The 23616-nt window shown below is 37.6% G+C and carries 17 protein-coding genes and 1 tRNA gene; 4 read left to right on the plus strand and 14 right to left on the minus strand.

Annotation, left to right across the window (positions count from 1 at the left end):
• Nucleotides 1-23: 23 nt before the first annotated feature.
• The 9 genes from P164_RS12030 to P164_RS12070 form a co-directional block, all read right to left on the minus strand.
• Nucleotides 24-656 carry a hypothetical protein gene (locus tag P164_RS12030; RefSeq protein WP_008610751.1) on the minus strand — a complete coding sequence of 211 codons (633 nt, stop codon included), beginning with the start codon at nucleotides 654-656 and terminating at the stop codon, nucleotides 24-26.
• Between the two features lie 12 nt (nucleotides 657-668).
• Nucleotides 669-1358: a HupE/UreJ family protein gene (locus P164_RS12035; RefSeq protein WP_008610750.1), complete on the minus strand. Its 690-nt coding sequence runs from the start codon at nucleotides 1356-1358 to the stop codon at nucleotides 669-671.
• Between the two features lie 53 nt (nucleotides 1359-1411).
• Nucleotides 1412-1627, minus strand: coding sequence for a hypothetical protein (locus P164_RS12040; RefSeq protein WP_008610749.1), 216 nt, complete (start codon nucleotides 1625-1627; stop codon nucleotides 1412-1414).
• 33 nt (nucleotides 1628-1660) lie between these two features.
• Nucleotides 1661-2860 carry an efflux RND transporter periplasmic adaptor subunit gene (locus P164_RS12045; protein WP_008610748.1) on the minus strand — a complete coding sequence of 400 codons (1200 nt, stop codon included), beginning with the start codon at nucleotides 2858-2860 and terminating at the stop codon, nucleotides 1661-1663.
• A gap of 34 nt (nucleotides 2861-2894) precedes the next feature.
• Nucleotides 2895-7295 carry a CusA/CzcA family heavy metal efflux RND transporter gene (locus tag P164_RS12050; RefSeq protein WP_008610747.1) on the minus strand — a complete coding sequence of 1467 codons (4401 nt, stop codon included), beginning with the start codon at nucleotides 7293-7295 and terminating at the stop codon, nucleotides 2895-2897.
• Nucleotides 7296-7505: 210 nt separating this feature from the next.
• Nucleotides 7506-7961: a hypothetical protein gene (locus P164_RS12055; RefSeq protein WP_008610746.1), complete on the minus strand. Its 456-nt coding sequence runs from the start codon at nucleotides 7959-7961 to the stop codon at nucleotides 7506-7508.
• A gap of 109 nt (nucleotides 7962-8070) precedes the next feature.
• Entirely contained in the window at nucleotides 8071-8907 is an 837-nt protein-coding gene (locus tag P164_RS12060) for a DUF932 domain-containing protein (protein ID WP_008610745.1), read from the minus strand.
• A 265-nt stretch (nucleotides 8908-9172) separates the two neighbouring features.
• Nucleotides 9173-10969: a ParB/RepB/Spo0J family partition protein gene (locus P164_RS12065; protein WP_008610744.1), complete on the minus strand. Its 1797-nt coding sequence runs from the start codon at nucleotides 10967-10969 to the stop codon at nucleotides 9173-9175.
• Nucleotides 10970-11351: 382 nt separating this feature from the next.
• Nucleotides 11352-11433 (minus strand) — tRNA-Leu (locus P164_RS12070).
• Nucleotides 11434-11666: 233 nt separating this feature from the next.
• On the opposite strand from P164_RS12070, the gene P164_RS12075 reads away from it, so the two are divergent.
• On the plus strand, nucleotides 11667-13064 hold the full coding sequence (locus P164_RS12075) for a dipeptidase (protein WP_028376594.1): 1398 nt from the start codon (nucleotides 11667-11669) through the stop codon (nucleotides 13062-13064).
• 206 nt (nucleotides 13065-13270) lie between these two features.
• Here the strand turns inward: P164_RS12075 and P164_RS12080 are convergent, their stop codons facing one another.
• Nucleotides 13271-14047 (minus strand): DUF1206 domain-containing protein, encoded by a 777-nt coding sequence (locus P164_RS12080; protein WP_028376595.1) that lies wholly within the window; start codon nucleotides 14045-14047, stop codon nucleotides 13271-13273.
• A 96-nt stretch (nucleotides 14048-14143) separates the two neighbouring features.
• The gene (locus P164_RS12085) at nucleotides 14144-14722 is read right to left on the minus strand and encodes a PhnA domain-containing protein (protein ID WP_028376596.1); all 579 of its coding nucleotides are present in this window, start codon (nucleotides 14720-14722) and stop codon (nucleotides 14144-14146) included.
• Nucleotides 14723-15001: 279 nt separating this feature from the next.
• On the opposite strand from P164_RS12085, the gene P164_RS12095 reads away from it, so the two are divergent.
• Both P164_RS12095 and P164_RS12100 read left to right on the plus strand, forming a co-directional pair.
• Entirely contained in the window at nucleotides 15002-15373 is a 372-nt protein-coding gene (locus tag P164_RS12095; RefSeq protein ID WP_028376598.1) for a BlaI/MecI/CopY family transcriptional regulator, read from the plus strand.
• Nucleotides 15370-17199 carry a M56 family metallopeptidase gene (locus P164_RS12100; RefSeq protein WP_051621342.1) on the plus strand — a complete coding sequence of 610 codons (1830 nt, stop codon included), beginning with the start codon at nucleotides 15370-15372 and terminating at the stop codon, nucleotides 17197-17199. Before P164_RS12095 ends, P164_RS12100 begins: the two co-directional genes overlap by 4 nt.
• Before the next feature lie 52 nt (nucleotides 17200-17251).
• Here P164_RS12100 and P164_RS12105 read toward each other — a convergent pair whose 3' ends face one another.
• Nucleotides 17252-18682 (minus strand): hypothetical protein, encoded by a 1431-nt coding sequence (locus P164_RS12105; protein ID WP_028376599.1) that lies wholly within the window; start codon nucleotides 18680-18682, stop codon nucleotides 17252-17254.
• A gap of 208 nt (nucleotides 18683-18890) precedes the next feature.
• On the opposite strand from P164_RS12105, the gene P164_RS12110 reads away from it, so the two are divergent.
• A complete protein-coding gene (locus P164_RS12110) occupies nucleotides 18891-19991 on the plus strand; it encodes a DUF4407 domain-containing protein (RefSeq protein ID WP_028376600.1) in 1101 nt (366 codons plus the stop codon).
• 92 nt (nucleotides 19992-20083) lie between these two features.
• On the opposite strand, the gene P164_RS12115 is transcribed toward P164_RS12110, so the two are convergent.
• Nucleotides 20084-21334 carry an NAD(P)/FAD-dependent oxidoreductase gene (locus tag P164_RS12115; RefSeq protein WP_028376601.1) on the minus strand — a complete coding sequence of 417 codons (1251 nt, stop codon included), beginning with the start codon at nucleotides 21332-21334 and terminating at the stop codon, nucleotides 20084-20086.
• Nucleotide 21335: 1 nt separating this feature from the next.
• Nucleotides 21336-23615, minus strand: a complete 2280-nt coding sequence (locus tag P164_RS12120) for a S9 family peptidase (RefSeq protein ID WP_028376602.1) — start codon at nucleotides 23613-23615, stop codon at nucleotides 21336-21338.
• Nucleotide 23616: the final 1 nt, after the last annotated feature.

The raw sequence follows: 23616 nt of genomic DNA on the forward strand, positions 1-23616 counted from the left end.
ACCTTCCATTGCAGGACTTTAGGTTATAATGTATACTGACCTTTGAGCCTCAAGTTTACTGTTACATCTTCATTACTGGTATTTCTGAAAAACCAACCGTGTTTTCCTTCATAAGGGGCTAAAAAAGTGCCAACCATATTATGGGAATTTGAAATCGTATAGCTTTCAAAATAAACCTCTTTTACCTCCTCTTTTTGTTTTACCTCGCCGTGAAAATCAAAGTACAGTACTTCATTGTTTGCGGTTGTCCATTCATATTTCATTGTTCCGTATTTGAGCATATCTATTTTAAATTCTATGCCTTTTCCGGCCGGAACTATCACTGTAGTTTCATCCTCGCGTGCAGCTAATTGCTCTTCGGGTGCTGGAAAATCTGCCTCAACGGGTCGAGCGACATCGGGTCCCGACCCAGCTTTTTCGAGTTTTATTAATGGAAGATTTGATGTTGAGACCATCATTCCCAAATCATCAGTTTGATTGCTTTCAGGCACATAGAGTTTGCTAAACCCTAAAACTTTACCTGCTCCTGTTGGGTCTATACCATATTCCGCAGGTAATACTGCTACAACCAAAAGAAGTGCTCCAACAACTAATGCTATGACGGTTGCCTTTATAATTTTACTTTTTTCCAAGATTGGATGTTTCATTTCTGACATAATAATTTTTTTTTAAGATGTAAAATAGCCTGTTAATTGGAAGCCGAGCAATAAAAACCCTGCTGCCATAAGTGCTGTATTTGTAATTGTTGAAAATTTCATAAAACTGGGTTGTCTTCTCCAAATTGTAATAAGGATTAACACAACTGCCAAAGCAATAAATTGTCCTATTTCTACACCTATATTGAAACCAATTAGATTAGTAAAAAGGCCGTCTTTATCAAATTTAAATTCTTGCAGTTTACTGGCAAGACCAAAACCGTGAAACAGACCGAATATCAAAACTGCTGCTTTCGTGTTAGGTTGTTTGCCAAAGAAACGTTTGAAACCTCCCAAATTGTCGAATCCCTTATAAACAATGGATAGCGCAATGATAGCATCTATTAAGTATGCATTAATATTTATATCGGCTAAAACACCTAACAGTAACGTTGTACTATGGCCAATGGTAAAAAAGCTAACATATAAAAGCACTTCTTTCGGTTTATACAGAAAGAAAATAACGCCGACCAAAAATAGCAGATGGTCATAACCTGTAATCATATGTTTTGCTCCTATATAAAGAAAGGAGCCGAATGCCACGCCGCTGTTTCCTAATAAAAATGTTTGCGTGTCTTCATCTACTCCGTGAGCATACGCCATTGAAACAAATGCTCCACATAGAAAAAGAATGAGAAAGGCATATATTTTTTTGATTTTCATAGTTTACTTATTTAAATCCCATTGCACATTGCTGCACAATGGGACTTTGATTATTAATGGGCGTGCCCGTGGGATTTGACTTGTTGTATACTGTCCAATATTCGGTTTTCTTCCCTTACCATATTCAAGCTATCTTCCCTTTGGCTCATTTCTTCTGGGCTTAAGGTTGTTTCAATTTTTTGCTTCTCCATATTTTCAACTTTCTTGTTGTCCCTGCAAGATGCTAATAGGGTTAAGCTAATTGTTGCGATAAAAAGTACTTTTTTCATAATGTTTAATTTTTATTGTTATTGATTTTTAAATTATTCTTCTTCTTCAGAATTTCTTAATGCAGACAAGATGGAATAAGCGTTTTTAACAACAGGTTTAAAATTTTGAACAGTAGCGCCATCGGCAAAAGTTATGGCTGTATATCCTTCCTGCTCAATTCCTTTTTTAACCTGTTCTAACTTGAATGTATACCCATTTTCCGTTTCTTCGGTTTGAAGGATTACATAATCTTTCCCTTCATATTGGACAAGGGCTGCCGACGGAATCGCATTTTGCTTATTTGTACCGCTTTCTACCCAAGCTTTTACGTACATTCCCGGTAATAAGCCTTTTTGGTTTTCTTGTTTAATATGGCAATGAACTGGCGTCATACGGTCACTACCAGTCGCTTTTCCAATTATGAAAATCTCGGCAGTACGATTGAAGGTATTGTCATCAGAAAGCGAAAATTTAACGGTTTGGCCAATCTCCAGCTTTTCTAAATCTCTCTCAAAGGCGTTCAATGCCAAATGAATATCGTTTAAATCCACCAGTTCAAATAGCACATCCTGTGGGGAAACATAATCACCGATATTTACATTACTCGCTTTTATAAAACCTGAAATTGGTGCATAAAGATTTGCGGTTCGTGTTATATTACCATTTTGGACAGAACTTCTAATTATTCCCGCAAGGGCAAGCTGCTGTTCGTATGCCTTCACTCTTCCTTGTGTTATTTTATAATCTGAAGAAACCTGCTGAAATGTTTTTGCAGAATTGATGTCCTCCTCTCTCAATTTCTTTTGTCGATTAAATTCTTCTTCAAGAAATTGAAGTCTGCTCAAACTTTCCAAATAACCCTGTTGGATTTGGATAAATTCAGGATTCTCAATGGTTGCCAAGACTTGCCCTTTTTTAATTGCTTCACCAGGCAATCTGCCAGCCGTTTTTAAATAACCTCCTAAAGGTGCAGATACAGAAGCCATACTTTCAGGCTCTACATCTATGGTACCATTTAGTTTTATGATGTTACTTAAATTTCTCATTTCAATCGCACCGGTTTCAATTTCGGCAAGATTGTATTGGTCTTTGGTAAAAGTGATTTGTTTGATTCCAGTTGCAACGAGTTGTTCTTCTTTCATCGAAGATTCTTCGGAAGATTCCATTTTTTCGGAATCCTTATTGCCACAAGCCACCACCAATAGGGTGGATAAAATGAGCAGCGAAATTTTTGTATTGAATTTTATTTTCATCTTTTTTATGTTTTAATTTGATATCACAAGTTTTTTACAAGCCCAATAAGGCTTCGATTACTATGATGGACTGATTATATTGATATAGTGTGTTTAGATACTCTGTTTGGATACTATTCGCCAAAGTGAGGTTTTGCAAGTATTGCGTATAGGAAACATCACCGCTTTTAAAGCTCTTTTCTGAATTATCAATGATAAGTTCCGCTTGTGGCAGGGCTTCATTTTGATAGTAATCTAAAGTACCCTGAAGTTTGTAATATTCCTGCAATAAATTTTGAAGTTCCCCTTGCAATTGGGTTTTGTTCAACTCAATTTGAGATTGGGCAATATCCTCTTCGATTTTGGCCGCCTGAATTTTGGCTCGATGTCCACCAGGAAAAATGGGAATTGAAAGACCTACTTGAAAGAATGAAAATCGGTCATCGTCATTAAAATTTGAGTTTGCTAAACCGCTATTTTGACCCCCATTAAATGTTTGGCTATTATAACCGAACATAATATCTGGTAACACTTTATTCCTTTCTACATTGGTTTCTCGTTTTCTTACTTCCAACTGTTGTTTTAAATAAACGTAAAACGGGCTTTGCTCCACAGACTGCCTTTCAATATCTAAATCTATTTCACGACGAACCAATTCACTATCTGTAATAGTAATCTCATCGTTTGTGTTCAAAACTACCTGAAGTTGCTTTTCGGCGATTCTCATATCGGCTTCGTTTTGTTGAAGCTTGTTTTTTATTTGCATCGATTGCGTTGCCGAGGTTACACTTTCCAATTTTGTGGATTCGCCAGATTCATAACGCATCGAACTTGAACGGTTGAGATTGCCATATAGACTATCTTGACGCTGCAACAATTGTTTATTCTGCATTAAAAACACAACTCTGAAATAGGCAGCTTTTACATCCGCAATCAGGTCATTTTCTTCTATAACCTTTAGTTGTTTACTGCTACTAACTCTTGCTTTTGCGAGTTTAAACTGACTGGTATAAACCGTAGGAAAATTGATTCGCTGTGTAACTCCGTATTGATTATCCTTTACTTTTGGCGTATTAAATTCGCCATTTTGATATGTAAATTCTGTTCTGGGAATAGTTATAGCACCGTATTTTCCTTTTTCTTCAACCTCTATTTCATATTGAGCGATTTTAATACGGTTATTGTTTTTAAGTGCCATTTCAATAGCCTGCTGCAACGTAATTTCACGTTCTTGCACCATACTTGTTTCTTGTGCTTGTAGCTGCATTGCCGGAAAGAATAGACCAGCAATCACGATTAAAGTGGTAACAATTTTCTTACTTCTAAAATTGAATTTAGCCTTTCTATCAGTAAAATAAATATATAAGACTGGAAGAACGATTAGCGTTAATGCGGTCGCCGTAATCAATCCACCAATAACTACAGTTGCCAATGGGCGCTGTACCTCTGCACCTGATGAATTTGACAATGCCATAGGTAAAAAACCTAAAGCAGCTACGGTAGCTGTCATTAACACAGGTCTCAATCTCACACGAGTTCCTTTAATGACGCGTTCATAAATATCGCTTACACCTTCTTTATCAAGCCTGTTGAATTCAGCCACCAGTACGATTCCATTTAGAACTGCCACACCAAATAGGGCAATAAATCCGATTCCAGCTGAAATACTAAAAGGTAGGTCTCTTATGATTAGTGCAAAGACACCGCCTATCGCTGATAAAGGGATTGCCGTAAAAATGAGCAAACTTTGTTTCATTGAACCGAAAGTAAAAAACAGCAGTACTAAAATCAGCAACAATGCTATTGGTAAAGCAATTATTAACCGTTGATTAGCCTCTTGCAAGTTTTGAAATTGACCACCGTAGGTTACATAATAACCTGCTGGCATATCAACCTTCGAATTCATAATTTGCTTGATGTCCTCAATTATACTTTGTACATCCCTGTCACGTACATTGAAGCCAACAATAATTCGACGTTTGGCGTTGTCACGCTGAATCTGTACAGGTCCTGGTTCAAATGAAATGTTGGCCACCTGACTTAATGGAATTTGATTTCCCTGTGGTGTACTCACATACAAATTTTGTACATCGGTAATATCGGTTCGATAGTTCTTGTCCAACCGTACAACAAGGTCAAATCTACGTTCCCCTTCATAAACGAGTCCTGCCGAAGTACCCGCAAACGCAGTTTCGATAGCATTGTTTACATCCTCAATGTTCATTCCGTATTGAGAAATCTTATCACGGTTCATTTGGATATTAATCTGTGGTAGTCCAGTCACTTCTTCAACATACAAATCTTCAACACCTTCCACCGATTTTATTTTGCTCCCAACATTACCAGCCAAATCTGAAAGTATATTGAGGTCTTCGCCATAAATTTTGATGACAACATCCTGTTTAGCACCTGTTAAAAGTTCGTTGAAACGCATTTGTATGGGTTGTTGAAAACTAAAAGTAGCATTAGGGATAATGGACAGGGATTCTTTCATCACTGCTGCCAGTTCTTCTCTTCCGCTAGCTTTTGTCCATTCCGATTTTGGGCTTAAAATAACCATCATATCTCCTGCTTCAATGGGCATTGGGTCTGTTGGTATTTCCCCCGAACCAATCTTGTTTACAACTTGCTTCACTTCATCTGGATATTCACGTAATAATATGGTCTGCGCCTTTTGAGAAACATCAATCATCTGGTCGATGGAACTTCCAACAGGTACTCGGGTTTCAACCGCAAAATCTCCTTCGTCCAATTGCGGAATAAACTCACCACCCATATTGGCAAAAACTATTAGCGTTATAACAAATAATCCTATTGCCAATCCAAGTACCAATAGTTTTGTGCGTAAGGCAGCTTCTAAAATAGGTTGGTACATACGCTGAAAGAAATCCATCATTTTATCGGAAAAATTCCGTTTATGTTCCGTCTTGCGACCCAGTGCAAGGGCAGACATCATTGGAACGTAGGTAAGCGATAAAATCAGTGCTCCAAGAATAGCGAACATTACCGTTTGAGCCATTGGATGAAACATTTTTCCTGCAACTCCGCTCAAAGCCAAAATAGGCACATAAACTATTAGAATTATGATTTGCCCAAAGGCAGCGGAATTCATCATTTTTCCAGCAGAGTGCCTTACCTCGGTATCCATTTGTTTGGATGATAACTTTTCAACGCCTGCGTACTTCTTTTTACTGGTATGAATTCCAAACATCACAGATTCAACAACTATTACCGCCCCATCTACAATAAGACCAAAATCTATGGCGCCCAAACTCATTAGGTTTCCGGATACTCCAAAAAGGTTCATCATCGCGATTGCAAAAAGCATTGAGAGCGGAATGACCGAAGCAACTATCAAACCACCTCTTAAATTTCCAAGAAAGAGGATTAATACAAAAATTACTATCAATGCACCCTCTGTAAGATTAGTTGTTACAGTCCCTATTGCGCGGTCCACCAAACCTTTCCTATCTAGATAAGGCTCAATGGTTACGCCTTCGGGTAAAGTTTCTTTAATCTGTTCGATTTTAGCTTTTACATCATTGATAACTGCGGAAGAGTTTGCTCCCTTTAGCATCATTACAATTCCTGTAACAACCTCGCCTTCTCCATTTCGAGTCGCCGCTCCATAGCGCACACCGTGACCAAACTGCACTTTTGCAACATCCCTAATAAGTACAGGTGTCCCATTATTCAATTTAACAGCTATTTTCTCCAATTCTTGTAAATTGTTCACAAGTCCTTCGCTCCGAATAAAATAGGCATTAGGACCTTTATCTATATAAGCGCCACCCGTGTTTTGATTGTTTTTTTCCAGAGCGGTAAAAATATCTTCAATAGTAACATTCATACTTTGAAGTTTATCTGGGTCTATGGCAATTTCATATTGTTTCACTAACCCACCGAAACCACTCACTTCTGCAACTCCAGGTGTTCCCAATAGTTGTCTTTTGATAATCCAGTCTTGTATAGTTCTTAATTCGGTAGCATCATACTTATCTTCATATCCTTTTTCGGTATGAATTACATATTGATAAATTTCACCCAACCCTGTAGTTACGGGTCCCATTTCAGGTTTTCCGATGCCTTCAGGAATATCTTTGGCAGCCTGCGTTAATCGCTCTTGAACTTGCTGCCTTGCCCAATATAAGTCTACACTTTCCTCAAAAACAATAGTTACTATAGAAAGCCCGAATCGAGAAAAGGAACGCATCTCCTTAATACCAGGAATACTAACCATTGTTTGCTCTACGGGAAACGTAACTAATTGTTCTACTTCTTGTGCCGCTAAAGTGGGTGATATGGTAATAACCATAACTTGATTGTCTGTGATGTCTGGCACGGCATCTATGGGTAATTGTGTAAGCGAATATGAGCCCCATCCAATAAGTGCCAGCGTAAATAATCCGATAACAAGTTTGTTGTTTATCGAAAATGCAATGATTTTGTCTAACATTATATTTAAAATATTTTTAAGTCGTAAATAATAAAAATGAAAATACCATACAGGCTATCTATGGATTTGAGTTATACAAAACCAAGGATTAATTCTTGAAAAATAAATATGGTAAAATGGTAATTAAAGCGAAGCTTGCTATTACCAAAGCATAATAAATTTGCAGATACTATTAATATATCTGTCTAATTTTATTAAACTAAAGTGGGGTTAACAGGTAGGTGGGCCTCTTGAGTCGAGGGATGAAAGATAAGAATTGAAATAATTATTGGGCGGATAATAAACAGGCTGTTTACTATTTTGCCTATATTCAACTGAAAAAAATCCTTTAGTTTCAACAACACTCTCTAGAACATCCTTGTCAACAACGGTCTTTTTCTCGATTGTATTTCTTTCAAGTAAGACTATATCGCTGGACACCGTGGTATGGGTATGCATATCCATAACGAACCCAAAAAACCCGTAAGGTGAATCTTCTTTCTCTTGGGAACTATCATCGTGATGATTGTCCTCGCCAGTATGGGCAATATCTAAATGTGAATGAGAATCCTCGTGCTGATGGTGTAAATGCGGAAAAACTTGATGTAGCATCATTAGGCTAAACAAGCCTAGAAAGAAAAATGCCGCTATTTTATTTGGTTTTTGCATTAAATACAAAGATACCATTATTTTTTATTTGTGAAAATTAGCGTTCAACTAAGTTAATTAGGAATTTTTAAAACCGCTTTAAAAAAAGAAAAAATCCAGTTTAAGGTACTGGATGAACCTTTTGGCTTTATGCCATTGCATAGACTTCGTCGAACAGTTTTTTATCCAACCGTTCTTGTTGGCCAAAGCTTTTCTTCAAAACATTATGAAGTACTGAATTAAACGCATTGTAACCTAACCAAAGATTTGGTTCTTCATTGAGCAATAAGGCTTCATAGTTTAAGATTTCGATGACCTCACGAGATTTTTTCGACGGGTCGCTGTTCTTGTCGCTACATTCATATCTGAACAATTTCGTTCTGTCAAGAATTGCCTTAACAAATTCCTGTGTATCGATGATTTTAAATTCCTTCATCTTGTCGAATTTCTTGGTAATGGTGTAAAATTCGTTGTCCAGAAATTTATCAAAGAGATTGTTCAGTCGTGGCATAATAAGATGTGTATTGTTCTTACTGTGTTTTATAGAAAACTCGATTTCGGCTTGGGAAACGTGCAAACCATTGGAACATACTTCTCTATAAAATCCGAAGTGTCCAGAAGTCTTTTCACTACCGTCATACGAGTTTTTGAACCGTAGCATTGGCAGTATCACGTCCTTATCGTTCTTGACGGTAAACTGACTTTTATCGTCTATGATAAAGTCGGTAATGAACGACCTATCATTTTTGTTGATGGTGCGCTTGTGAAAGTTCAGTTGTGCATCCATCAACATTTCTTCAGTTTTCTTGAAGAACAATTGGTTTGGAATGTGTCCGTAACTGTTCGATACTACATTAACAATCTTCCCATTTGAAATGATGGCATTTTCAAGCCCTCGTCGGGATTCCATCTGTGTCAGAGTTTTTAAGGATTTCATTTCTGATGGAACAAAGATTTCATCCTGTTGCAAATTTTGTAAATACATAACTTTTGAATTTAGATTAAACAATATTTGAGCTTGACCAAAACGGAAGCTAAAATCTCAGCTCAAAAGGAAACGGAATAAATAAGCGTTGGGCAGTGCGTTGGCTTTATGCCGTAGTCTTTAGATGGGTGTATTTTACGAGTTTACCTTTGCGCTACTATTGATTGATTATTCTCTCTATTCCTTGACCATATTAACCAAGTGTCTATTATAAAAAAAGAAGAAGGACCAGCACGAATGCCAATCCTTCTTCAAACAACAAAAGCTACTGTTTCAATCCTTGAATTTGCTTTTCAAGAACTGTTATTCGCTCTTTCAAACGTTCCTCACGCTTGTTTCTTTTTTCGGCATATTCTTTTTCGATGCCATCAATCTTGGACTTGTAATAACCTTGCATCGCATTGTAGAATGAAATATTAGTCAAATTATTAACGTGATTGCTTTCGCCAAAATGCACTTGCTTTGTTAGGATATACCGTATCAACTTATGAAAGATTTCCTTTTTAAACTTCTTTTTGAAATTCTCAACAATCTCTTCATCTGTCATCTTTGATGTATTGCCCAATAAATTTGAAAAGAATCTTTGTCTTCCAACATAATCTACATTGTTTTCATACAACGTCAATGAGAACGCTACCATTTCATCCACCGAAAGTGTTTTCTTCGTATCAATGTATTTGGTGTCTCTAATCATCTCAACAACTTCTTCAAACTGCTTGTTGTTCTCTATTTGCTTCTTTCGGATTTCCCTTTCGTTGATTTTAATTATCTGTTCTTCAGGGGTGCAATCTGCCATTTTTCTGTTGGCCAATGGTGCGGAATACGTTGTCGATTCATTTTTGGACTGTTCAACAATCTTTATAAAGACTTCTTTGTGTCTGTATGTTTCAGGATGGAACACAATACCTTTTACAAATTCATTTTCTTTAGCTGAATTGTACTTTTCCAATTCTTTTTCGTAGTGCTGTAAGGCTTCATCCAGCTCTGCTTTGAATTCATCTTCAGAATAATCGTAATGTTGGTATTCTTTCTTGATGTCCTCAATTGTTGGCTTTATCGGATTTTCTATGATTTCACAATCATCCAGCAAATAGACTTTCAAACCGTTCTTTTCCAATTGTGAAATAATCAGCTGATTGTTTTCCTCGTCTGCCCAATACTGTCGTATTTCAGGAATTAACAGTATGTTCTCTTGTTTCGATTTTTCAATCAAATTAAAGAACGACTTGCTTTTCTTCGTTTCATAACAAGCTGATTTTGTACAGACCATTTTACCATCGCCGAACAGATTACCTTGATTTGCAGCATTGAACGGACATTCTACACAAGAGCCAGCTTTCAAAACCAATTTTTTATCAGCTACCTCAAAAGGTGCTTTCTCTAAATCATAGGTCTGGTCTTTTATCATCCTGTTTATCTGATGGGCACTAAAATCTTCGCCCATCGTTTCCAACAGCATCTGTTGTTCTTCAGGTTCGAAAAGTGCAACACCCGCACCTAACGAAATCGTCATTTCGCCATTACGGACGAAGTGTTTGAAACCTTCAATCAAACCAGCCAGTTTAAGTCGCTGTCTGATAAAGTTATCGGTTCTTCCCAACCGTTTTGCAATTTCGGTAGGCGCATATCTTTCGCTTAAATAAGCAATCGCCTCTGCTTCTTCGGTTGGCTCAACATCCTGTCTTTGTAGATTTTCGATGATTTGAATTTCCAGAACATCATTGTTCTTGTATTCCCAAACGATACACGGAATTGATTTCTTGTTGGCCAATTTACTGGCTCGATACCTCCGCTCCCCCATTACGATGATAAAATCGTTTCCAGATTTACGGACTGTAATAGGTTGCAGAACACCGTGCTTTTTGATACTTTCTGAAAGCTGCTTTAACGCATCCTCATTAAAAGTCTTCCTGGGCTGCATCGGGTCGGGAATGACCTTTGCAATTGATAGGTTCTCAATCTGAAGCCCAATCGCTTTTTGTGTCAATTTTTCTTTGACTTCTTTCTTGGCGGCCGTAATTTTTTTACCGCTCTTTCTTGTGGTACTCACTTTTGTTGTCATAATACTCAAATTTTAGATTAAACAATATTTGAGCAGAAACCAAACGGAAGATAAAATCTTGGCTCAAAAGGAAACGGAATAAATAAGCGTTGGAAAGAGCATTGGCTTTATGCCGTAGTCTTTTGATGGAAGTATTTTACGAGTTTAAATTGCGGTTATATTGTATGATAATAAACTCCCCCTTACGAAGTAATAAGGTTGCTATTTAGCAGAATTTATTATTTTACCAGAAAATTAATAGGGTTTAATAACAAATAGAAATATTTGACATCAATACAAATGTTGCCCTGAAATTAGCAAAATGTTGTACCTATGTTGTACCTGACATTTTTTTCGACATTTTTTTAAATGGAAAAAGCCGAAGATTTCTCTTCGGCTTTTGTACGGGCGGGGAGACTCGAACTCCCACACCTCGCGGCATCAGATCCTAAGTCTGACGTGTCTACCAATTCCACCACGCCCGCATTTTAATATTTTAACACTTTATATTTCGCTATGTCCTAAGTCTAGCGTGTCTACCAATTCCACCACGCCTGCATACTACTTTTACCATACTTAGGACTTCAGATAAAAGCTTGCATCTTTATATCTAAAAATGCGAGTGCAAATATAGTAAAGATTTTTGATATGAAAATCATTTTTTGAGAGAAATTTCACATTCCAATTCTTATTTTTACGAGAATACGATTTTAAAACTATGAAAGACACTAAGAACTACGTAGATACCCATCAAAAACGTTTTTTAAACGAACTTATAGAATTACTAAAAATACCTTCCATTAGTGCAGATAAGGCCTATAGAGATGATGTTTTTAATACCGCAGATGCAGTTGCAGAACGCTTAAAGGAGGCAGGTTGTGATACTGTAGAGGTTTGTGAAACACCGGGATATCCCATTGTATATGGAGAAAAAATTATAGATCGAAGCTTGCCAACAATATTAGTTTACGGGCATTACGACGTGCAACCACCAGATCCTTTAAATTTATGGGACAGCGCTCCTTTTGAGCCGGTAATCAAAAAAACAGATTTACATCCTGAAGGTGCCATCTTCGCTCGCGGCGCTTGCGACGATAAAGGCCAGATGTATATGCACGTAAAGGCGCTCGAGTATATGACTCAAAATGACGACCTACCGTGTAACGTTAAGTTTATGATTGAAGGCGAGGAAGAAGTGGGCAGTGAGAACTTAGGTTGGTTTATTTCACGCAATCAGGCAAAACTGGCTAACGATGTGATTCTTATTTCAGATACGGGTATGATCGCAAAAGATGTTCCCAGCATAACGACAGGCTTACGCGGACTCAGCTATGTAGAAGTTGAAGTTACCGGTCCTAACCGTGATTTGCATAGCGGACTTTATGGCGGTGCCGTGGCAAACCCAATCAATGTGTTGACCAAAATGATTGCCTCACTTCACGACGAAAACAACCACATCACCATTCCCGGTTTTTATGACGCCGTAGAAGAGCTAAGCACAGAAGAACGCGCTAAAATGGCCGAAGCTCCCTTCTCGTTAGAAAACTATCAAAAAGCACTGGACATCGATTCGGTTTATGGCGAAAAAGGATATTCTACAAATGAACGCAACAGCATACGCCCTACCCTTGATGTAAATGGAATTTGGGGCGGTTACATTGGCGAAGGTGCAAAAACGGTTATCGCAAGCAAAGCGTATGCTAAAATAAGTATGCGACTTGTACCCGATCAAGATTGGAAGGAAATTACCCAATTGTTTAAAAATCACTTTGAAAGTATCGCACCTGCAGGTGTTCGCGTTAAAGTAACACCGCACCACGGCGGGCAGGCATATGTAACTCCCATAGATCATATAGGCTATAAAGCAGCAGAAAAAGCCTATGAAAATACTTTTGGCAAAACGCCGATACCACAACGCAGTGGCGGTAGTATTCCTATTGTAGCTATTTTTGAAAAAGAACTCGACAGTAAAACAATTCTTATGGGATTTGGTTTAGACAGTGATGCCATACACTCGCCTAACGAACATTTTGGAGTTTGGAATTTTCTAAAAGGAATTGAGACTATTCCGCATTTTTATCATGAGTTTACCAGGTTAAAAATCGCAGAAAAATAAAGTTAAGAATAAGGGCGTGACCCCTCAAAAGAGCGGGGTCGGGCTTTACGCTCTATCTTTTTTTCGGCTTAAACAAGCCTCAAAAAAGGATGCCGCTGCAATCCCTCACGCAGGTGTTGTACTTATCAATTACCACTATTTTAAATAAACAAAACCCATAGCGCATTGCGGCTATGGGTTTTTAAATTTTATCGATTAAGGCTTAATTAATTGAGTTTAATTTGAGCATACCTCGCCTGAATAAACATAAATACAGCGTAAGCGACAAGTCCCAGCGCTACAACACCCATAGCTACAGCGCCTAGAGTGTCTTGTAAAAAGTCAAAAGCAGCAACTTTTCCTCCAGATGAGCCTCCACTGCCTATAGCCACTTTAAACAATAAAAAAGCTACAATGCCTGAAACAATACCTCTGGCAGTAAATCCTATTTCCCCAGCTCTAATTAATACTTTCTTTCCTTTTGGCCCCAGATTACTTTCATTCACATCATCTCTAAACTTCCCCGAATAGGCTTTATACGTTTGAAAAATTGCTTTCCCCGCAATACACAAGGCTACAAAACCTAACAAATAAGGTCCGTAGGACTTTGACATTAGTGTTGATATCATAGAATCACTTCCAGAACCCGAACTGCCCGCAACAACCATCTTAACTGCCGTAAAACCTAGAGCTCCATAAAATATACCGCTTATAATATAACCTGAACGTTTTACAAAACCTTTCCATTCGCTCCAGGAATCCCCACTACCTTTTAATGCTTCATACCATCTATAAAAGGTATAACCAAACAAGCCCAGGGCCAAAACGATAAGCAATACTTTACCAAAGGGTTGCTCCCTTAAAAATTGCAACGCATTTTGTTGTCCGCTTTTTGAACCTCCCAGATTAAAAGCTGCCATCGCTGTAAGCATACCTATTATAGCATATACCATACCTTTCGCTACCATGCCAAACCGGGCTAGTTTTTCCTTTTTAGAATTCATTATTGAGTTAATTGGTTAGTTTCTGAAAAAGTAGAAATAACCGCTGCTTATTACTCCCAACTAGATGTTATATTAAACTAAAGGCTTTATTAAAAATTAAATTTTCTTCACGTAGTCTGTAATCAAAACAATCTGCTGGCCGTCTACTTTTCCTTCTATGTATTTATCATTCTCGTGATCAAGCGAAATACGTCTCACGGCAGTACCCTGTTTAGCAACCATACTGCTGCCTTTTACCTTTAGATCTTTGATTAAAACAACCGAGTCGCCAGCCTCCAGAATAACCCCATTACTATCGCGGTGTATTAGTCCTTTTGAAGAATCATCTGCAATACCGGCCTTTGCCCACTCTTTAACATCGTCTTCCATATACATCATATCAAGCAGGTCTTGAGGCCAACCCTGCCCTTTTAGTTGATTAAGCATACGGTAGGCAACCACCTGTACAGCAGGAACCTGGCTCCACATACTGTCATTAAGACAACGCCAGTGATTGGCTTCTACTAGTTCTGCATCGTGCAATTGTGTTCTGCAGGTTCCGCAGGCAAAAATATGTGTGTCTGCTGTTGCATTATCTGGAGAATCAGGAACTGCGTATATATCTAAATCGGTCGTACTGCTGCATAATTCGCATACATTACCACTACGATCTCTTAAGTCTTGTTCTAGGCTCATTAGTTATAAATTTATTTAGAACGTAAAGATAGGTTTATTGATTAGGTATAATCACTTAAGTAAAAATTTGCATAAATAGGTCTGCGATAGGGATTGAGGCTTTGTTGAAGCTCTTTTTGCCTTTTGCAAAAAAGCGACTGCCGAAAGCCCGGTTTTATTCGGGCTTTTTCTGGCCCGTATAAAAATTGCCAAAAATTAAATATAAAAAAGTTTTGCTCTACGCTTGTAGAATTAAAATTTATTTCTACATTTGTAGAACACACTCTTAATTTGTAGAATATGACACTTTCTAATGCCGAAGAACAACTAATGCAACTGCTCTGGAAACAGGAAAAAGCGTTTATGAAAGATCTTATAGATGCGTATCCTGATCCTAAGCCAGCGACCACTACAATCGCCACGCTATTGAAACGGATGCAAGACAAGAATTTTGTTGACTATGTGCAGTACGGGCGGTCACGAGAATATTTTCCGCTAGTGCGCAAAAAAGATTATTTCTCAAAACAAGTAAATGGGATGATTAAAAATTTCTTCAATGACTCTGCCGCGCAGTTTGCTTCGTTTTTTACAAAAGAAACCGATTTATCACAACAAGAGCTAGAAGATCTTAAAAAACTGATTGATGAACGTCTAAAAACAGAGAAAAAATGATAGCCTATATTTTAAAGTCGGTATTGTGTTTAATGATTCTTTGGGGCTTTTACAAAATCACTCTCGAGCAACAAGCTGCACACCAGTTTAAACGTTTTTATTTATTAGGAAGTCTGGTTTTAGCGTTTGCTCTGCCCTTGGTCACCTTGAGCTATTCTGTAGCAGTTGAACCGCAACCGGCAGCTGAGCAGGTCGCATTTGATACAATTGCAGTTACAAACGAAGTTAATACATCGATTGAAGAAACTATACATTGGACACCTATACTAATAGGCTCGATTTACGCATCAGGCGTATTGCTTTTTGGCTTTAGATTCTTACGTAATCTATATCGCCTACGCAAAAAAGTAACTCACAATGAGCGCGTAAAATCTAAATCGCATATAAATGTGCTCCTTCTTGAAAAGATAGTCCCACACTCATTTTTAAACTATATTTTCTTGCCCAAAAATGACTTTAAAAATAATGCGATCGCTCCAGAAGTTATGGCGCACGAGCAGGCACACGTAAGTCAAAAACACAGTTGGGACATTCTCTTTATTGAGGTTTTACAGGTGGTATTTTGGTTTAATCCGCTGTTGATTTTACTTAAAAAAAGCATTGCATTAAATCACGAGTTTCTAGCCGATAGCGCTGCGCTATCCCAAAATAAAAATGTAGAAAATTATACTAATCTTTTATTCACCTATTCGGGTAGTAGTCATCATACCGCGTTATCAAGCCCGATTAATTATTCATTAACTAAAAAACGAATCATTATGTTATCAAAAACCCGTTCGGTCAAAAAAATGGCCACCCGTCTTGCACTTTTAGTGCCCGTCCTCGCCTGCTGTATCTATCTTTTTAATCAGGAAATTGTGGCCAAGCCTGTTTACTTAAATTTAGATAAGCAAACAGATTCATTGAATACACAGACAAATTCTGATTCATTAGCTTTAGAATATTACAAAGCCTCTTCTAAAAAACAAGTGTTACTTGATATAGTTCGACACCAGGAGTACCCCACATTAAAAATACGTGTTGAAGATGAATCGGTATGGGTAAATGGGGAGTCTACCTCCATAGAAAATTTTGCTCAAACGATTAACGAGATTACTAAAGACTGGAGCAAAAGTGATATGATGAATTATTCACTACAACTCAAATCTCAAAACGGTGTAGATAAATTTGTAGGGAAACTTACTGGTGAATTCAGAAAGACCAATCTTTATAAAACCAATCCTTCACGACAATTAATTCCACCTCCACCACCGCCAGCTCCAGAAGTACCTCAGGGTCAACTTCCGCCGCCACCGCCACCGCCAGAAGATCCTGCTACATTTACTAATGACAAATACAATATTTTAAATATAAAATTATCAAATACAGAGGCTATTGAAATTGAGGGCCAACAAACCACCATTTCTAAAGCAAAAGATTTTATTAAAAGTAATTTCAAAGACTGGACTAAGGACACGAAAGAGAAACCGCGTGGCGTACTATTTTATTTACCAGAGGATGTTTCAGAAAGTCAGGCTCATAAAGTATTGAGAGAGATTGAGGATTATAAAATTAATGGATTTACTCTAAAAAAAGAAAAATCTAAGTCACCTGTTCCTCCGAAAGTGGAGAAACCTACTCAAGAACAAACACCTTTAGCGATGATTAATACGCTAAAAGAAAATAACGGAACCGCCTATTATAATGGAAAACAAATCAGTTATGACAATGCTTTAGCCCTATTAATAGGAAATGAAGAAAAAACCAAACAAAAATCGGGTTTACAGATCCTTTACACTGAAAATACCGGCAAGGGAAAACCGATGCTTTTAATTACAAACAATTAAATAGAAAAGGGTAAAATAGGCTTAAATCTTATTTTACCCTTTTTCTTTAACCCTACTTAATAGAAACGTTTTCTGAGAAAACAATTAAATCATCACTACCAGCACCAGTAAGTCTTCGTACAAAGACCTCGATATAATCATTAGCCTCTAAGTTAATTACACTAGCTAAACTTACATTCTGTATTTGTGTGTTGCTGTCAATATAAACAACTGCATTAGATTCTGTTATTACAGTTCCGTTTTTAGCGAATAAAAAAGCATAAAAATTATCTGCAGCACCTGTAACACGTACAGACAGTGATGCTGTTAATTGAAAATTACGACCTTTTCTTCCGGTATATGTAAGACGATTGTCACCTCCACTAGCTGTAAACCTAAAAAGGTTTTGAGCAGCAAAAGCACCGTTTCCCTGTATTTCTACAGCAGTACCATTAGATATAGACTGTGTAAATCCAGTAGTTAAACCACTCGTGGAATAAAAATTAGCTGATGCATTGCCATCTGTTTCAACAGGTATTCCTTCACAATTTACATCCCATTTTATGGAAAAGTTATATCCGGGAAATGTATTTGCAGCTGTATAACCATTTACTAAAGTCCCAGCCCCTACAAAACTCAAACCACTTAATAAACCCGAATTAACAATTGTAGGATTAGAACTTACATTTAATCCGATCTCTCCGGCATCTGCAACTATACGCCCATTTGCCATTTGCAGGTTGTCGAATGTCCCTGTTAAGGTCATAAATGTTCCTTGATTAGTATCTGTCCAGAATGTATTACTCATAAAAAACGATTCTATACCCGATACTGTAAAACCGGTAGTATTATTAACATATTGAGAAACATTAAAAAATACCAGATTCAATCCGGTTAATGTTCCTAACGATGATGCCCCAGAAAATATAGTGTTGTTTACTACAAGATTTCCTCCGGTTAAATTAAAGACCGTATTACTTCCTCCACTAATTGTAATATTTCGAATACTACCTCCGCCACTACCATTAAATAGCGAACCTCCTGATGCATTTACTAGAATATCGCTTCCAGAATCTACTCCTTCTACATATGCACCATTTAAGTTAATAGGGAAATTAATAGGTATGATTCCGTTGATCTCATATAAAAAATTGGTGTTTAGTAAATACTGAGTTCCTCCACCTGCTGCAAGTTCGTCAGACAAATCTGCAACACTTTTAACCAATTTGTAATTATCTCTTTTGACTGCACCGGCAAGCTCTACCCAAATGGTTCCGTCGTTATAATAATAACTATTTGTTTCAGAATTAAAAATCGTAAGACCCTTTACAGGCGAGGCTATAGAGTTCATTTGTGCTGTAGTCATTCGAGGCAGCAGCACACCACGTGTCGATGAAGTAACATCAAGTATACTTGAAGCATCTGGAGATGTTATTCCTATGCCTACCTGTGCAAAAACCATAGCAGGTAATATAAATAATAAGAAGCGTAGATTTTTAAGCATAAAATAGGGATTTCAAACATTAATTGCGTGTAAAATTACTGTCAATTACTGCCCAATTACACATATTAACGATGATTAACCCTTTATTTGCGGTAGATGGTATATTTATACAAGTTAAATAGTACAAAAACTACAACGGTGTATAAACTACACTATACTAAATTATTCTATATTACGTTCTATTAAAATTCATCAAATCAAAATACCTATGTTAAAAAAGTTTTTTATTCTTTGTTCTGGAGCAGATCACGCCCTTTTAGAAAGCTGTGCTCCCGGTGAGCAAAATAAATATGCAGGTATAGGTGCTACTGTTTTTTTTACCGCACTTATGGCATTTGTAGCTTCAGCCTATGCATTATTTACCGTTTTTGATTCTATTCCTATAGCTGTAGGATTAGGTTTTATTTGGGGACTATTAATTTTTAATCTTGACCGTTTTATCGTTTCTACAATTAAAAAGCGAGAAAACTTTTTAGACGAATTTTTACAGGCATTACCCCGCCTTATTCTCGCGCTCATAATCGCAATAGTCATTTCAAAACCACTCGAATTAAAGATTTTTGAAAAAGAAATTGATCGGGTTCTTTTAGAACAAAAAAATGATTTAACCCTGGCTAATCAGGTTCAAATTGCAGATCAATTTACCCCTGCACTAGCCTTATTAGATGCTGAAATTACCGAACTAAAAAATGCGATTACTACAAAAGAAGCCGAAGTAAATACTCTTTACAATACGTATATCGCAGAAGCGGAGGGAACCTCAGGAACAAACCGCCTGGGAAAAGGGCCGGTTTACAAAGAAAAAAGAGAGAAACACGATGCCGCTTTAGCTGAATTAGCAAAACTTAAAGAAACTAATCCTGAGAAAATAGCTGCACTTGAAGTTGAGAAAGATAAAATCACTACAACTTATGATACCCGTGTTGCTGAAACACAACCTATCATTGATAATTTTGACGGTTTAATGGCGCGTATTGAAGCTTTAGAAGAGTTACCCTGGATTCCCTCTTTCTTTATCTTTCTACTCTTTCTAGCCATTGAAACGACTCCTATTTTTGCTAAGTTAATCTCACCAAAAGGAGAATACGATTTAAAATTGGCAGACGCCGAAGGCGAACTCAAAGCCTGGGTGACTCAAAAAGCGAATCAGCGTAAAAATTTAATTGACGCAGATAATGTGGTCAACGATAAAGTATATGGTGATCTGGCACAGGAAGAAGAACTTTACAATTACAAAAAGAAAATGGCCCGCGACCTGATGCAAAAACAACAGGATGCCTTTTATAAAAGACAGAGTAAACTCTTGTAAATAAAATCTCTCAATCTCCCTTCTCTACCGCTAACTAATAGGGAAGAGAAGGGCTGGTTATGAGGCTGTTTTATTTATCTAAGCTGCAAGCTTTAAAACGTTCTATCAGGATTGTATACCGTTAAATCTAGTGATGACTTCTTTGCATCTATAACCTCAGAAACTAATAGGCCTGTTGCAGGTCCCAGACTCCATCCCATCATAGCATGACCGGTAGCGAGTGTGAGGTTTTCCCATTTTGAAGTTTTACCTATATACGGCAAACCATCTGGAGTTACCGGTCGTAAACCGCACTGCGCTTCAGCCTTTTCTTGTTCTGTAATAGAAACATTTTTGAAGTATTTAGGCACCGCTTCTGCTATGGCTTCAACACGGGCCTTATTGATGTTGTGATTAATTCCTGCGATTTCCATCGTACCGGCATAACGGGTAAAACCGTTCATTGGCGTTATGGCAACTTTGGCTTCACAAAGTATAGATGGTAATGTAATACCGGTTTCTGATGTAGAGTTAATGCGATAGCCTTTACCGGCCTGCATTAAAATATTTAAGTTTAGTTTTTTGTTTAAAGAACCAGCCCAGGCGCCTGTAGCGAGGATGACCTCATCTGCGGATATCGTTTTACTCGATTCTGTTTTGACTTGCGTTATCTTTTTACCGTTAAATTCAAAATCAATTACCTTTTCATTTTTTAAAAAAGTAACACCTTTGTTTAGAAGCAAAGTTTGTAGTTCTGCCATAAATTCTCCTGGTGTGGTATGTTGATCACACTCGTAGTAGGCGGCTCCTTTAATATTTAATCGTGCATTAGGCATTTTTTGCTGTACTTCTTCCGCAGACAGCATTTTTGCAGGCAAACCCTCTTGCGTTGCTAAACCAAGTATATGAGCTTCTTCATCTAGCATATGATCTGTTTGACACAGCATCAACAAACCTTTTTTTTCTAACTGAAATTCAAAATTTTCGGTCTCTTTTATTTCTGAATATAAATCTCTAGACAATAAATTAATAGCCTTAATTGCAGGTATCGCCTTAGCTACATTAGCTTCTGAACAGGATTTATTAAATGCTACAGACCATTTTAAAAATTCAGAATCGAGTCGTGGCTTTATGTACAACGGACTCTTACTGCTAAACATCCATTTTATGCCTTGCTTCATTGCTCCCGGTGCTGCAAGCGGCATAATATGACTGGGCGTGAGATATCCGGCATTTACATAAGACGCTCCGCCATTCATTGCGCTTTGATCAATAATTGTAACCTTATGACCTGCTTTTTGCAGATAATATGCGCAGGACAATCCTATTATTCCACCACCTATAACCACACAATGTTTACCCATATTAATTGATGTTATATTCCCAAAGAGGTTCTTTATTCAATAGATTTTTAATAAAATAATTCCAGCGTTTTTTCTGAAAATAAGTATTGTATTTACCCGTATAACCGTGACGCTGACTCGGTATAATAAGCAAGTCAAAGTCTTTATCTGCTTTAATTAATGCTTCTGCCAGTTTATAGGTTCCTGAAGGGTTTACATTATCATCAATACCTCCGTGAACGAGTAATAATTTACCTTTGAGATTAGGAGCCATCGTCACATTAGAAACCTGCTCATACCGCTCATCTACAGGATATCCCATATACATCTCGGGCCACCAGGCTTTCTCCATCCTAAAATCGTGATCCCCACTACTGGCTACAGCTACCTTATAAAAATCAGGAAATGCAAGTAAGGCGTGGGCCGCATCGTAACCACCCGCAGAATGGCCAAAAATGCCCACTCGGTCAACATCTACCCAGTTGTATTGATCATTTAAAAATTGAATTGCGTTTACGTGATCTCTCAGATTATCACCCATATTCTGATACGACACATCCCTAAAGGCTTTTGATCTCCCGGCAGTTCCCAAACCGTCTACAACCACCACAATAAAACCAAGATTAGCCATTGCCTGATTGCTAAAAGCAGCATTAAAAGATCTCGGAAATCGCTGTGTATGCGGCCCTGTGTAGGTCGCGTCTATAACCGGATATTTAAGAGTAGCATCAAAATCTACGGGTTTCCACAGCGCGCCATAAATTGGAGTTTTACCATCTTTACCGGCTAGTGTAAAAATATCGGGGGTTTGCCAGCCTTCTTTAGTTACCGATTCAATATCTGCTGTGGTGAGCGTTTTAACTATTTTACCATCTTTCTTAGCTCGTAAAACCGTTTGTGTAGGTGTGGTTACTGTAGAAATCGCATCAATAAAATATTCTGAATCTTTAAAAAACTGAATATCATGATTACCGGTTTCGGGAGTTAGAAGTGTGATCTTTCCTGCTAATGAAACTTTATATAGTTTCTGATGATATGGGTTTTCTTTAGCGTCAACACCCGATGCTAAATAATAGATTTCTTTCTTTTTTGCATTTACTGAAGCAATCTCATTCACAACAAAGTCACCACTGGTAAGGGGTTTCAATTTTTCAGATTGTTTATTGAGCAAATACAATTGTTTCCAACCGCTACGTTCAGACAATAAAACCAAATTATTCCAACCTTCAATCTCGCGGTATTCAAAATTATCTATACTGGTTGCTACTGCTTCTTCATAAAACGGCGTTACGGTTTGTGCATCGAGATCTACTTGCTGTAAATACTGGTTTTTATAACCTCTACTGCGATAGGATGCGATCATTTTATGGGGTTCCCCGTCCTGCCACTTTAACCAGATCCCATTAACATGAATTTTTGCAGGTAAATCTATAGCCAATTGCTTTTTTGCAGGCACATCAAAAAACACAGGTTTATACATCACCATCGTCGTATCACCCGGTGAACCGCGGTAATAACTTAATAATTTAGGCTTGTACAAACTATCTATGCTATAGTCGAGCAAATACATTTTCTCAGCATTACGCGTATCTACGACCTGCGTAACGAGGTATTTTGAATCTGATGACCACTGCACATCAAAATGCTCGGGACGGTCTGTACCTTCTCCTTCTATAATATCAAACCAGCCGATGCTGCTGGCATAATCATAGCCTTCTTTACCATCGGTTGTTAATGCAAACTCGTTTTGAGTCGCTGCTTCTCTTAGGTATAGGTTGTGCGCTTTAACATAGGCTATCCACCTGCCATCTGGCGAAGTAGATTCTTTAATCGCTTCCCGCTTTAACGACTTCTTATTTTGTTTTTCTTCGGAACGTAAAACACTAGAATTTGAATCCCAGCTAAAACTCTTATTACCATATTTAAAGCGTATTCCCGATTGGGTTTTCTCAATATTTTCAAGATTTAAAGCCGTTGCCTCAACCTTAGTGTTGGTGTTTTTAGCTAATGCTTCGGCCAATTGAATATGGTCAAATAGTGGTTTTTTTTGAAGATTCTTATACGCAACCGTTTGGTATGTTTTTCCGATTGTATAGTATTCTACAAACCAAATACCTGAATAATCTTCAAATTCGTGAACGTCAGTCTTGAGATTGAAAACCTTTTTATTCATTAGATTTCCGTAGGTATACTCAATGGCATTCTGATATTCTGCCAAGGTCATTTGCTGTTGAGCGAAAACATCTGAACTAAATACAATACCTATAAAAAACAATAGACTGTAAACCCATAAATATCTCATA

The organism is Leeuwenhoekiella sp. MAR_2009_132, from assembly GCF_000687915.1.
Classification (GTDB): Bacteria; Bacteroidota; Bacteroidia; order Flavobacteriales; family Flavobacteriaceae; genus Leeuwenhoekiella.

Bases quoted from the DNA above. Each gene is read 5' to 3' on its own strand.
- P164_RS12065 (WP_008610744.1), bottom strand. From the start codon at position 10,969: ATGACAACAAAAGTGAGTACCACAAGAAAGAGCGGTAAAAAAATTACG.
- P164_RS12080 (WP_028376595.1), bottom strand. From the start codon at position 14,047: ATGAATTCTAAAAAGGAAAAACTAGCCCGGTTTGGCATGGTAGCGAAA.
- P164_RS12055 (WP_008610746.1), bottom strand. From the start codon at position 7,961: ATGGTATCTTTGTATTTAATGCAAAAACCAAATAAAATAGCGGCATTT.
- P164_RS12120 (WP_028376602.1), bottom strand. From the start codon at position 23,615: ATGAGATATTTATGGGTTTACAGTCTATTGTTTTTTATAGGTATTGTA.
- P164_RS12115 (WP_028376601.1), bottom strand. From the start codon at position 21,334: ATGGGTAAACATTGTGTGGTTATAGGTGGTGGAATAATAGGATTGTCC.
- P164_RS12095 (WP_028376598.1), top strand. From the start codon at position 15,002: ATGACACTTTCTAATGCCGAAGAACAACTAATGCAACTGCTCTGGAAA.
- P164_RS12110 (WP_028376600.1), top strand. From the start codon at position 18,891: ATGTTAAAAAAGTTTTTTATTCTTTGTTCTGGAGCAGATCACGCCCTT.
- P164_RS12085 (WP_028376596.1), bottom strand. From the start codon at position 14,722: ATGAGCCTAGAACAAGACTTAAGAGATCGTAGTGGTAATGTATGCGAA.
- P164_RS12075 (WP_028376594.1), top strand. From the start codon at position 11,667: ATGAAAGACACTAAGAACTACGTAGATACCCATCAAAAACGTTTTTTA.
- P164_RS12050 (WP_008610747.1), bottom strand. From the start codon at position 7,295: ATGTTAGACAAAATCATTGCATTTTCGATAAACAACAAACTTGTTATC.
- P164_RS12060 (WP_008610745.1), bottom strand. From the start codon at position 8,907: ATGTATTTACAAAATTTGCAACAGGATGAAATCTTTGTTCCATCAGAA.
- P164_RS12105 (WP_028376599.1), bottom strand. From the start codon at position 18,682: ATGCTTAAAAATCTACGCTTCTTATTATTTATATTACCTGCTATGGTT.
- P164_RS12045 (WP_008610748.1), bottom strand. From the start codon at position 2,860: ATGAAAATAAAATTCAATACAAAAATTTCGCTGCTCATTTTATCCACC.
- P164_RS12035 (WP_008610750.1), bottom strand. From the start codon at position 1,358: ATGAAAATCAAAAAAATATATGCCTTTCTCATTCTTTTTCTATGTGGA.
- P164_RS12100 (WP_051621342.1), top strand. From the start codon at position 15,370: ATGATAGCCTATATTTTAAAGTCGGTATTGTGTTTAATGATTCTTTGG.
- P164_RS12040 (WP_008610749.1), bottom strand. From the start codon at position 1,627: ATGAAAAAAGTACTTTTTATCGCAACAATTAGCTTAACCCTATTAGCA.
- P164_RS12030 (WP_008610751.1), bottom strand. From the start codon at position 656: ATGTCAGAAATGAAACATCCAATCTTGGAAAAAAGTAAAATTATAAAG.